General features: G+C 41.2%; 9 protein-coding genes. 3 read left to right on the forward strand and 6 right to left on the reverse strand.

What is annotated here, in order from left to right:
- Positions 1-5 precede the first annotated feature (5 nt).
- The 5 genes from BK582_RS17895 to nhaC form a co-directional block, all read right to left on the reverse strand.
- Positions 6-1,088, reverse strand: a complete 1,083-nt coding sequence (locus BK582_RS17895; protein ID WP_078596351.1) for a C45 family autoproteolytic acyltransferase/hydrolase — start codon at positions 1,086-1,088, stop codon at positions 6-8.
- A gap of 36 nt (positions 1,089-1,124) precedes the next feature.
- Positions 1,125-2,510, reverse strand: a complete 1,386-nt coding sequence (locus tag BK582_RS17900; RefSeq protein ID WP_078596352.1) for an aminotransferase family protein — start codon at positions 2,508-2,510, stop codon at positions 1,125-1,127.
- A gap of 520 nt (positions 2,511-3,030) precedes the next feature.
- Positions 3,031-5,160 carry a sigma 54-interacting transcriptional regulator gene (locus BK582_RS17905; RefSeq protein ID WP_078596353.1) on the reverse strand — a complete coding sequence of 710 codons (2,130 nt, stop codon included), beginning with the start codon at positions 5,158-5,160 and terminating at the stop codon, positions 3,031-3,033.
- Positions 5,161-5,410: 250 nt separating this feature from the next.
- The gene (locus tag BK582_RS17910) at positions 5,411-5,644 is read right to left on the reverse strand and encodes a biotin/lipoyl attachment domain-containing protein (RefSeq protein ID WP_078596354.1); all 234 of its coding nucleotides are present in this window, start codon (positions 5,642-5,644) and stop codon (positions 5,411-5,413) included.
- A gap of 33 nt (positions 5,645-5,677) precedes the next feature.
- A complete protein-coding gene (gene nhaC, locus BK582_RS17915) occupies positions 5,678-7,120 on the reverse strand; it encodes a Na+/H+ antiporter NhaC (protein WP_078596355.1) in 1,443 nt (480 codons plus the stop codon).
- Positions 7,121-7,463: 343 nt separating this feature from the next.
- On the opposite strand from nhaC, the gene BK582_RS17920 reads away from it, so the two are divergent.
- The 3 genes from BK582_RS17920 (at position 7,464) to BK582_RS17930 (ending at position 10,649) form a co-directional block, all read left to right on the forward strand.
- Positions 7,464-8,090, forward strand: coding sequence for a hypothetical protein (locus BK582_RS17920; protein ID WP_169911112.1), 627 nt, complete (start codon positions 7,464-7,466; stop codon positions 8,088-8,090).
- Positions 8,083-9,108 (forward strand): alpha/beta fold hydrolase, encoded by a 1,026-nt coding sequence (locus BK582_RS17925; RefSeq protein ID WP_244895424.1) that lies wholly within the window; start codon positions 8,083-8,085, stop codon positions 9,106-9,108. The genes BK582_RS17920 and BK582_RS17925 overlap by 8 nt, the downstream gene beginning before the upstream one ends.
- Positions 9,109-9,272: 164 nt before the next feature.
- Entirely contained in the window at positions 9,273-10,649 is a 1,377-nt protein-coding gene (locus BK582_RS17930) for a cytochrome P450 (protein ID WP_244895425.1), read from the forward strand.
- Between the two features lie 941 nt (positions 10,650-11,590).
- On the opposite strand, the gene BK582_RS17940 is transcribed toward BK582_RS17930, so the two are convergent.
- The gene (locus BK582_RS17940) at positions 11,591-13,000 is read right to left on the reverse strand and encodes an IS110 family RNA-guided transposase (RefSeq protein ID WP_078593737.1); all 1,410 of its coding nucleotides are present in this window, start codon (positions 12,998-13,000) and stop codon (positions 11,591-11,593) included.
- Positions 13,001-13,152: the final 152 nt, after the last annotated feature.

Consider the following 13,152-nt stretch of genomic DNA (forward strand, 5'->3'; position numbering starts at 1 on the left):
CCCCCTTAAATTTCTTCAAATGAATCTTCCGTCGGGTGCCCTGTGCTCAGATACATTCTTCTTTCCGTGAGGTTCATAATAATAGAAAAAACGGTGACCATCCGGCGGTGTTCCGGAGCATTTAAGTTTTCATAATGATTAATCGAATTCGGTTCATTAAATCTGTCAGATAACCACCGCTTAAAAGAAGTTTCATTTATTTCTTCATTTCTGGCTGATGCCGTGTGAAAAATGAGCTGCTCTGCACGCCTTTTGCGAATCATGGAATCTTCGAAAGCAAATTCATTCATATCTTTTAAATTCTTCTTTATTTCCTCTGAACATATGTGGTTCGTGTGGACTGCTTTTCCGTCAGTTCCGCCTATCATATCGATGCCAAACGGGGATGTTTCCACATTAGTCGCCATCCCAGCTCCTCCGTCATCATAGCCAATCATAATATTTCCGGCAGAAGCGATCTGGCCTCCCTTTAATTTAGAAACTGCTTCATGAAGGGAAGACGAATTAAGTACGCTTCTTAACCCTAAGTGGACAGGAACTTCATCTGATTTTTTGTCTGTCAGTAAAGCGTTGAAGCAGAGCCCTACACCTGCTGAATTAAACCCGATTTTTCCGATTATCCCTCCTTCCGTCACCATTGTGATGACCGGCTTATCTTCCTGATGAATTTCGAGAAGAAGAAGGCTTTCTTTTTGGGAAGCTTTCCAGTCCCAGTTTTGTCCGATGATTGTATGCTCGGAAACTGGTGCCGTTACTGCAATAGAAGTACAGCCGTCTGAAAAAGAAGCGCCTTTATAATTCGCCAGCGCGATTTCACTCCTTGCGTTCAAAGCAAGAATATCTTCAAAATCTACACCAGCTCCTTCTGCGACGCCCTCCATTTCTTCAATGAATTCCATATTATAGTTTTCGATTGCTTTCAGGTGAACTAACCCTGCTTCCTTCGCCTCTGGCCAGTTGATTCCTTTATATCCATGAAAAAGCTTTTCATATGTTTCCAGGCTCTGATGTACTTCTTTTTTTCCATCAGCTCCATGGGTTCTGCCAATTTCCCTTGGAGAACCACGCAAAACGAGCTTTTTAACCATCAAAACTGCTCCTTCCTGTTTACGTTTCTCTCTGATTTATAGATGTTTCCGCTCAAAAGCTGAGATAGATTCGTCGATAATATTAATCATAAGCTCCACTTCCTGCTTGTTGATAATAAGCGGAGGGGCGATCGCAACAATATTTCTTCCAACATTTGATACTAACGGCCTTAAAATGAGTTTTCTGTTAAAGCACTCTTCAACTACTTCTGTTGCAGGAAGAATCGACTGGTCAAACGGCACCATTTCATCCCTGTCTGCATAAAGCTCAAATCCTGACAGCAAACCAAGTGCTCTTGATTTTGTAAATGTTGGATGTTTGTCTTCTAAATACTTAAATCCTGCTTTCAGTTCACTTTCCATATTTTTTACATTAGCAACAACCTGGTCACGCTCAAGAATTTCAATGTTCTTTAACGCTACAGCACATGCTGTTGGATGGCCGCTGTATGTGAAACCATGTGCTAAAACATCTTCGTACTGGACGATCGTGTCTCGTATTTCATCCTTGATCAATACACCGCCTAATTGGGAATAGCCGCTGGAAACCCCTTTCGCAACACTCATTAAATCAGGTACCACTCCCCAGTTATCCACCCCAAACATTTTGCCTGTTCTGCCAAAGCCGCAGATTACTTCATCCGCTAAAAACAAGATATTAAATTCATCACATAGCTTCCTTACTGCCTGCAAGTAACCTTCCGGCGGCATATGCACTCCACCGGAACCTTGAACCGGCTCCACAATAACTGCGGCAATAGTTTCCGCCCCTTCTCTTTCAACGAGAGCACGAATACTGTTTTTGTAATTCGGATCTTTCTTATCTCCTTCCTCACACTTTGTGAGATGAGGAACAGCATGGAAAACTTCTGAAATACCTGACCCGGAAAACGAATGAAACGCCGGGATCGCTGTAGCAGTTTGCGCTGCGATTGTTACCCCGTGATAGGATTGTTTTAATGCAATAATTTTCTTTTTCTCCGGCTGTCCTTTTAAATTCCAGTAGAACCTTGCAAGTTTAAACGCTGTATCATTGGATTCAGACCCGCCGGAAGTAAAAAATACAGAGTTCAAGTCCCCGGGAGCCATGGCTGCAATCTTTTCAGCAAGCCGGACAGCAGGTTCATTGGAGTAACCGGCAAAGGAAGAACTGAATGCAAGCTTTTCCATCTGTTCTTTTGCAACACTCGCCAGTTCCTTATTTCCGTGGCCCAGGTTAACATTCCACAGCATGGACAGGCCGTCTATATATTCGTCTCCGTGAATGTCTTTGACAAAAATACCGTTCCCTTCTTTAAAAGTAAGCTTTGGACCATTTTCAGCATGTAATTTAGGTATAGTAGTTGGGTGAATATAATGCCTCTTATCAAGTTCTGTTAGTTCTGAGATATCAGGCTGTTTTAAAGACGGTTCGTTAATCATTTTGTAAAACCTCCTAAATAATTTCACTTCACTATAATTAATTGCAATTTTCATGCCAGTTTTTTCATTACTGAGCTAACGCCGTTTTCCAGCAATCCACCCTCAATATCTATGAATCTGTGCATAGCTTATGTTCCAAAGCATATGCTAAGTTTAGAATTAATAAACAAAGTCATAGCAAGTGCAAATGCGTAACTTTACCACTATGAGCATCGTTTGTGAACGCTGGCATTAAAATATGATGATCAAGTTTAGTGTTCCATTTACACCATTGCAGGTGGGGAAAGATTTCAACCATAAAAAAACTCGCCAATTGGCGAGCGTAAAAAGGCGCTGACAGAGGGGCCGATTGGACGGAATCCGCGAGACTCCTGCGGAAAAAGCATTGGCGGAAGCGTTGCCCGCGGAAAGCGAGCGGATGCAGTCCAACGAAGCTGCTAAAAATTAAGATAAATTATGAAATTGATTCAGTACAGGTATAAAAACTGCCTTTCTTAACAGAAAAGCAGCCTCTTATTATTTATGAATCAGGATTATTTGTTTGTTTTTTTAAGATTTTCTGGTATTTTCGGCTGACGGCTGACTGGCTGATTTGTAAGACCTGAGCTGCTTTTGTCGTCGTTTTATATTGCTTCATCGCAAGCAGGATCAGTTGTTCTTCCAGATGCTCCTTTGCTTCGTGCATAGGCAGGATCCCCGTTACCATAGGCTTGGTCCGTTTCATAGGGCCAAACTTCAGAGAATGGGCAACAAACTCAGCACTGATCACCTCATCGTCGGCGGTTACAACTAACCGTTCAATCTGGTTTTGCAATTCCCTTATGTTCCCCGGCCAGTCGTAAACTTCCAGTAATGTCACTGCATCCGGCGACAGGTGGTAATTTTTTTTATATTTTTCATTGAGCTGCTGAATAAAATGAAATGCCAGCAATGGAATGTCTTCCGGTCTTTCCCTTAACGGAGGCACCTGGATAGGAATAACATTAATACGGTAAAATAAATCTTCCCTGAACGATCCTTCCTCCACCATTTTTTCTAAATTCCGATTCGTTGCTGCGATGATCTGAACATCTATAGGAATAGCTTTTGTGCTTCCCACAGGCGTGACCTCTTTTTCCTGAAGCACTCTCAACAGTTTTACCTGCAGACGGGGAGGAATTTCACTGACCTCATCCAGAAAAAGAACTCCGTGATTAGCTTGTTCAAAGTACCCGACCTTACCTTTGGAGTCTGCACCTGTAAATGCGCCTTTGGTGTACCCGAATAATTCACTTTCCAGTAAATCTTCCGTAATCGCTCCGCAGTTAACAGCTAAATAAGGCTGGTGTGCCCGATTACCTTCGCTATGAATGGATCTTGCAATCAGTTCTTTACCAACTCCTGATTCTCCTAATATAAGTACTGTTGAATCGAAATCTGCAAGCTTCCTGATCCGGTTCATCACCTTTTCCATTTTGCTGCTGCAATAAATAATCTGCCTGGAATAGGTATTATTCTTGTTCTTAAGCTTCTCCAGCTCATTTTTATAGTTCCTCGTCAATCGTTTTGTTTCTCTAAGTTCGTCCTTTAACATCGTCGTCTCGGTGATGTCTCTTAAGGCAATTACAATTCGGTGGATTTCTCCATTTTCATTAAATATGGGATTGCCGACTGCCAGTACGGTCTTTCCTGCAGGCGTTTCCTGAACTATGGAAACCTTCTTTTTCTTTTCCAGCACTGGCCTGACAATAGACGGATTGTACACACCGCTTTTTTCAATTTCTAAAAGATTCTTTCCCTCCAGTTCCTTTATATCCTTCACTCCCCAAAAATCATGAATCAGACTCTCACTGTGGCGGAGAAGCTTTCCCTCTTTATTAACTACAAGGATCTCATCATACATAGTTGCTAAAATGGCGTTTAAATCTGTATTCAGGTCTCTTACATATTCAATTTCCATCGCCATTTCTTCCACCATCGGCAAATCCTGTACGATGATTATTAAGCCGTCCACCTCGTTGTTTTCATTCCTGATAGGGCTGTAATCTACGAGCACACCCATGTCTTCTTTAATATGTATCTGATTAAGCAATGTTTCTCCAGTGGAAAAAACAGTATCAATATGCTCCTCATTAAATATCTCCCCGCTTTTTGCTCTCATTACTTTCTCATAGGAGGATTTGATCATTTTCAAGCCGGATTCATTACAATTTACTATTTTTCTTTCAGAATCTACTATAAAAATCCCCATTGGAATGGAAGAAAGTATGACCTTAAATATATCTGTGTTTATGTTTTCCTGGCGAAATAATTCTATTAAGGCATCTACCCTGTTGATATACCCGATATATTCATCTTCATCATTTTTAACAAGAGTGATGTGTTCACCCATAATCTGAAACATCTGGGCAAAAGACATTGGACTCCCGAGCTTACATTCGCCTATATTTTTAATTGGCACGGCCTTGGTCTCTGCCATTTTTTTATCTAAACTAAAACGCTCTTCATTGTCTAATTCATCTATATTGAGATAAGCATGGATTTTATTCTTTTTAGTAAGGAACAAAAATGAAGCAGTGGATTTTCTGAATTCGTGGAGAAATTCTTTTTCTGGAGCATCCATCGATATACATGTCAGAGGAATTAGTTTTTCCAGTGCGGTAGCGTTCATGCCAATCTCCCTCCCGGTACAACTCTTTTTCTTTCATTATACTACTAAACTGTTCTTCAATTCAAAAGGGTCAGAAATTTCTGTTTACTACTGTTACTAGTTTCGATAAAACTCGCAGCCTGTTTGTAATGAAATCACTAGTTACTAGCACTAAATAACTTTCAGCGGAAAGTTTTTACCAAAAAATATTCAAGTGGAGAAGCAAAAAATTAACTTCTCCACTTGAATGGTAATTTATTCGGCTGCAGTTTTAAAACTCGGTCTGAACATATGCTAAAACCATGCCTGGTATCACATCTTCTCCCTCGCACACTTCAATAGAATGAATATAACCATATATCCCGAACGATATATATTCAATATTCCCTTCTAACGTGTGTATAGAAAACAGCTGTTCTCCCTCATTTATTCGGCTGCCTTTTTCAATATAAATTTCAGCTATCTGACCATAATATGGACTGATGATTAATTCTTTGTAGTTCACCGTCTTTTTCCCCTTCCACTATTGGCTCAGCATCTATGCTTTTAACCGGTCATCCGCTGCAATTTCAGCAGCAGCCGCTGGTTTGGCCGGCAAGTACTCGATCTTGTAATTCAAATAGCCATAAATGATTGCGATAATCGGACTGAGAATACATAAAAAAGCGAAAGGCGCATAACTAAATGCTGATACACCTAATGTCCCGAACATGAACGCACCGCATGTGTTCCACGGAACGAGAGGTGATGTCATCGTTCCTGCATCTTCAATCGTCCTGGAAAGGTTTTTCGGGTGAAGATTTTTATTTTCATACGCTTTTGAGTACATCCGTCCCGGGAGAATGATTGCCAGATACTGATCGCAGGCTATAATATTAGCCGCGATACAAGTTGCAACGGTTGACGCTATTAAACTGCCAGTACTTTTTGCAAATTTCAGCAGAGCTAACACGATCGCTTCCAGTATCCCTGCTTTTTCAAGAATTCCCCCGAAACTCATTGCGATTAAAATTAAGGCAACTGTGTACATCATGCTTTCCATCCCGCCATTATTCAACAGGTTGTCTACTACACTGACGCCGATATCGCTCGCAAACCCGTAATACATTACATTGAAAGCATCTCCTGCAGCCATCCCCTGGAAGCCAATAGAGAATACAACACCAATCAGGGACCCGATCAAGAGCCCGGGAATTGCAGGCATCCGAAACATCATCATGATAATGACTGCAGCCGGGGCGATCAGGAGCCACGGTGTGATAAGAAAAATATCGTTTAACTGACTTTGCAGCTGCTGCACTTCGCCGATGTTTGACTGCACGTTTGTAAACCTGAGGCCAATAATCGTATACAATACTAACGCGATTGCAAGAGCAGGGACAGTAGTGTACATCATATGCTTTATATGTTCAAATAACTCTGCCCCAGTTATACCTGGTGCCATATTTGTCGTTTCAGATAAAGGGGACACTTTATCGCCAAAATAGACCCCGGATATGACCGCCCCTGCAACCATTGCCGTATTCATGCCTAGCCCCTCGCCAATACCCATGATCGCAATCCCGATAGTACCTGCGGCGGTCCAGGCATTTCCCGAGGCTAATGCTACGACACAGCAGATGGCACATGCACTCACGAGAAAATACGTTGGAGACAGCAGTTCCAAACCATAATAAATCATCGTAGGCACAATTCCCCCGGCAATCCAGGAACCGATAATAGCACCTATTACTAACAAAATAATGATCGCCTGCAAAGAGAGCCGGATCGTGTTAAGAAAGGAAACTTCAATTTCCTTCCATGAAAAACCGAGCCACATGGCAACAATCGTGGCAACGACACCGCTTATTAGCAATGGAATATGTGCATCCAGGTCAAGTACAGCGATCCCTATGTAAAGTGAAACAATCATGAAGACTATTGGAATCATTGCAACCATTAAAGTTGGTTTTCTGACGTTAATTTCCGTATTTTCTTTCATACATAATACTCCCCTTTCTACTTTTCCATTTCAGCCTTTCACATATGGCTTCTGTTCTTAATTATGTTGCAAGTTCCATGCCAACTATGAACAGGCTGTATTCTTACTTTTCTGAAAATAGGGAGCGGATTTTTTACCCACTTTTGCATAATTAATTTATATATTCATAATTGATAGTGGGACAGAGAGACAGGTATACTGTCCCGCCCCACCAATAAACCCCGTGGAACACCATACCTGTCCCCTTGCCCCACGACACAGTTCGACAAAAACCGGGTGGTGACAGGCACTTGTCAAACGGGTGGCACCCGTCGAAACAGGCACCTATTTTCATCACTGATGATTGTACAAAGTATATACTATAGCAAGGAATTTTCCACTGATAATTGATGAAAGGATGACGATGATGCCTGCCAAAAAAACAGTTCATTTAGACGACCTTATTAAACTTCCAAAAATGGATGCGGATACGGATATTAAAGACCTCATTAATGCTGTTTTAGACGACAAAAAACTAATCGGCCTGACAAAGAAGGTCATGACAGAACAAACAAATGCATTAAGTTTTATTAAATCATTGAGTGAATTCGTCACTCTCCGCCTGAATCTGCCTACGAAGGATGACGTTGCCAATATCGCTAAACTAAATATCCAGGTAGAGGAAAAGATTGATTCACTGGAAGAAAAATTCGCGATGCTCGCTGACAGGTTCCAAGATATGCCTGAAGCTGCCGACTATGATGGTGAAAGTGATTCGGAGGAAATTTCGGCAGATATATATGAAGATGCAGCCACAGATGAGGACCAGGACGATGAACTGTCATTTGACCACAAAAACGAACGCACCACAGAAATCGACCCGCTGAAACAGTTCCGAAGGGATTTAATTCTGAGATCTTTCAACCTTCAGGAGCAGGACCTGTCCAACCTGACTGAATCCCTCTTCAAAAGGCTGAATAAAGTTGAGTGACAAGCCGTCGGGAAACAACCGGGAACGTGATTTTTCCCATCCACTGACAGGGTCCTCTTCCGGTTCAACTTCGAGAGAACCTGTCTGGAAAAAGAATAAATCAACCCTCTGGCATTATCCGCCAAAACTAAGGAAATATCGTACTCCTTTGTTTTTAATCTACTCATTATTAAATAAACCTGCCATACTTGATCTTTCTCCTGAAATGAGTATGATAAATGCTTTTACAAGAGAGGGTTATGACGTGTATTTGCTGGATTTCGGCACACTCGGCTATGAAGATAAAGACCTCACCCTCGATGACTATATAAAAAAGCATATCCAAAAAGGTGTCAGAAGAGCTTTGCTTCATTCAAAAGCAGATGAGATCAGCGTCCTCGGTTACTGTATGGGTGGAACATTAGCTGCTATTTATGCTGCTGTTGCGGAAGAACCGGTTAAAAATCTTGTCCTCTTTGCTCCGCCAATCGATTTTAAAGAGAGTATTAAATGGAAAAAGTGGGATCGTGCTTTTAAAAATAACACTCTGCCAGTGGATGAGCTTATCGATGCATTGGAATTCATCCCTGCCAGCGGTGTGAAATCATTTATCAAAACACTTACTCTGCCAATGACAGTTACCTCTTACCTGTCTCTTCTAAAACGGGCCGGCGACGAAAACTACATGAAAAAATGGTCCAGTATAAACAACTGGGCAAATGACCATGTCCCTTTCTCAGGGGCGGCTTTGAAAAAAATCATCTATGACCTGTATATCGATAATAAACTAATGAACGACCAGTTAATGATAGATAATGAAACAGTTAAACTATCAAACATTAAATCCAGCCTCCTCATCGTTTCGGCATTAGATGATGAACTGGTTCCTCCTAAGATGAGCAAACCAATTATGGATAATACTGGAAGTGAAGACAAACTTTTTAAAACAGTCAGGGGCGGCCACGTAACTATAGCCGTAAAAGGAAAACTTCCGGATTTTCTGATTAACTGGCTTCATGATCGATCTTCACCAATTTAAAAACTTTCATTTATTCCAGGCAGCGTGCGGACACGGTTTTTTTAGCCGAAGCGTCCGTGCTGCCGCCTCTTTTTTCTATCATCCGCAAAGGTACAAGCTTAATGTCAAAGCTTTCATATGATATTAACAGCTTGGCAGCTATTAGAGAAAAGGAGGCAAATGACGTGAATAAAGATAGAACACCAAGGGGGAAACAATCCAGGAAGCCCCCTAAGCCCCCTGGTCCGAAAGAAAAACTCTTTACCGGAAGCCTTCATGCGTTTCAATCTCATCCCCTCAAATTTCTTACTGAACTCTCTGAAAAATACGGTAAAGTTTCCAGTTTCCGATTCGGTCCTTTTCAAAATGTTTTTCTTGTAAATGACCCGGATTTAATAAAAGAGATTCTCGTTACGAAACAACGCTCGTTTATCAAATCGAGAGATATACAATCGTTAAAAACTATCGTTGGAAACGGTCTTTTAACGAGTGAAAAAGATTTCCACCTTAAGCAAAGAAGAATGATACAGCCTGCTTTTAAAAAAACACATATCACATCGTACGCTGAGGACATGATTAATACAACGGACACGTATATTTCCCGGTGGGGAACTATGGAAGAACGGCTCGTATCAGATGATATGATGAATATAGCTCTTGGAATTATCAGCAAAACAATGTTTAGTATGGAATTTGACGAAGGTGCCTCCATCATTGGCGAACCTATGGAGGAAGTAATGAATACAGCAGTGAGAAGAATGCGTTCACTTCTTCCCCTTCCCCTCTGGGTGCCAGTGGAAAAAAACCGGAAATTTAAGGAGGCAGTGAAGGATTTAGACGAAGTGCTTTTTCGTCTGATCGGCGAAAGAAAGCAGGAAGATGCTGAGCATGAAGATTTACTCGGCGTCTTAATGAGGGCAAAAGATGAAACAGACGGGTTAAAAATGGACGACTCCCAGCTGCGGGATGAACTGATGACGATTTTCCTTGCCGGCCATGAAACAACAGCAAATGCGTTAACATGGACGCTGCATCTCCTGTCCCAGCATCCGGAGATACAAAATGAGTTATACGAGGAAATTGCTGAAGTTACTGGTGGCGGGCCTGTTAAACCGGAACATTTCAGCAGACTGGTCTGCACCCAAAATGTCATTTCTGAGTCTTTACGCCTTTACCCTCCTGCATATGTTATTGGCAGACAGGCCGATGAAGATACTGAGATTGGCGGCTATCCTGTTAAAAAAGGCGACATGATTTTAATAAGCCAGTATGTGATGCACAGAAATCCGTTGTATTACGAAGACCCTGATGAATTTAGACCTGATCGATTTAAAAATGACTTTCTTAAAACGATACCTGCTTACGCTTATTTTCCATTCGGAGGCGGACCACGGGTATGTATTGGCAACCACTTTGCTTTTATGGAAGCGGTGCTTGTACTTGCCTGCCTTGCCCGGCAGTTTAAGTTCAGTTCCCCGCCTGGCCAGCAGGAAATAAAAGCCCAGCCACTGATCACACTCCGCCCGAAACACGGCCTCCGGTTAATAGTGGAGAAAAGGTAAAGAGGGACGTGTATAGCGTTCCTCTCTCAATAATTTGTTAAGTCACCACCCGTACCAGATTATTCGGGTGGTGCTATTTAATTGGGTCACGCTCTGGAAAATTAAGAGCCGTTACTTTACTTTATTTAATATCTTTTGGGGTTAGCTTAAGGGTGTATGTTCTCAGGAGTATAAAACCAAATCCTATTATAAAAGCGTAGGCAGCACCTTCCCACCATAAAGACCAGTCAGGTACAATATCTCTTAGAAAAGAATGGCCCAGTATAATTATAAGCCCTGTGAATAGCACATATTTATTATTGCGGTATCTTGTTTTACAGTTTTTACATATAAAATACCGCCCGGTAAAAAAACTGATAAATATATCCCTTCTTGTAAAAGGCTCCCCGCATTTGATGCAAGCCGGAATTTTTGTCTCCATATTGACGGCTCCCTCTTCTATTTTATTTACTGTAATTATACCTCAAGCCCCAGTCTGCGTATTGAGACTAAGGGCTTGAAGATAGTGAAAATAATGTCTTGTTGTAGTTGGAGAGCAGCCATCAAACAGAGGCTGACTTATGTCGAAAAATCCTGTTCCGTGAAACAAGATTATTCGGGTGGTGACAGCGTACTATGTCAATTAGTTTTTTCTTGTTTTTGCGTAATCCAAATAACCTTACGTAAAAATATACAAAAAATACCATTAAGCAACTGACAGAAAGCTTTATAGATGAGTCTCACTCTTCTCGGACTTGAATAGAACACTACCTCGTTTCAATACTACAGGGATACAGCCTGGTTAGTTCAGGTTTCGTTGTCATAACGTACAATTCGCATTTGTAGGACGAGGTAAATCATGCTGTCACTCGAGGTCTATGCCTCCGGCACCGAGTCGATTTTCCCTCAGCCCCAGAGGAGGAGACTCATATTTTATTAGTAAGAATCAAATTATCATAATTTTATGCTGCACTAATCAATTGATAAAAATCCTTCATTTTTGTATGGCGTAACTTCTCTTTCATCATCTTTAAATACTCATACGACTCATCTTTTGTTTCATAGACTATACGATTCTTAAGCATGGAAAAAGCAATACGAATGAACTTATTTCCTAAAGCTATATAGGCTTTCCTCTGATGTTTGCCACGATCTCGAAGTTTATTGTAATAGGAACGCAGATCCTTATTGTGTTGAGCTAAAGACTTGCCGATTGTATAAACAATAAACCGAAGGTTCTTATTTCCCTGTTTCGAAATTTTTCCGTGAAACCCTTGCAGACCACCTGATTGGATGACAATAGGGTTGGTTCCTGCTTTCTTTATAATTTGCCCAGCGTGCTCAAAGTTTGATAGGTCGCCAACTTCACTATAAAACTCTGCAGCTGTAATTACTCCGATTCCTGGAATGCTAAGCAGAAGCCTTCCGTCTGTCTCCAATAATACTTTCTCAATCTCTTTTTCTAAAACCTTTATATTTTCATTGAGGTACTCTATGTTCTGTAGAGCCATTTTAAGTAATAATAACTCTGGACGTACGGTTTCTTTTGGCTTACATAGGCTCTCTCTGGCCACATATAAAAGATTCCTAATGGTTGAGTCTCTCAATTTCAAATTGTGCTTAACAGAAAGGGCTCGAATACCCTCTTCATCCATAGAGAGTATGTCTTCCGGATGAGGGAAGTGCTTCATGAAAAACAGGGAGGATTTCCCCCAGAAGTCGCTGAATAACTCCACTTTAGTCGGGGTGTTTCCATTTACTAAAACATGACCTTGGAATTCGCGCCATATCTTATCCATCAGCGTTCGTATCTCTACTTTTACCCTCGATCTCTTACGAACTTCATTCCTGCGAGCTCTTGTCAATGTCAATAATTCCTGGTACTTTCCTTGCGGAAGTTTATTTTCTGTCCCCTTATTTTGAATAATGACTTGCGCTATGGCATCCAGATCAAGGTCATCTGTTTTACTCCAATTTAGTGCTCCGGCCCTTTCTTCATAGGTTGTAGCTGCGTTAATAATGGTAACCACATATTTTAAGGCTTCTAATTCCCTTACTATATCCTCGTAGTAATGGCCAGTTGCTTCAATACCAACGAAAATACGCTTTGCCTCTACTTTGGCCTTGATCTTCTGTAGCTTTTCATGAAGGCTACTTATCCCTTTTTTATTGACTCCGAAAAACATAGGTTCTAATAAGACATCTCCAAAGTAATTACAGACCATTACTTTCTGATAAAACTTCGCTGCATCAATCGAAACGATCAATACCTTCTCCAGGTCAATCCCTCTTAATTCAGCTCGGAATTGACTTCCTTTCTTTCCTCTAATATGATTAGAAGTGGATTTAGATTTTTTATACTTTCGCCCCATGTGACTTCACTCTTTCTTTGTATAGGATGAGGCTTTCTTGTCAGGTAGCCTTATCTTACTACACATAGTCGCTGGGGTCTTTTTTTATCCTCTTTTAACCTCCATTACATCGAAGATGATTCGACATTTATTATTTCATACACCAGGCACCG

The organism is Evansella clarkii (assembly GCF_002019695.1).
GTDB lineage: Bacteria > Bacillota > Bacilli > Bacillales > Salisediminibacteriaceae > Evansella > Evansella clarkii.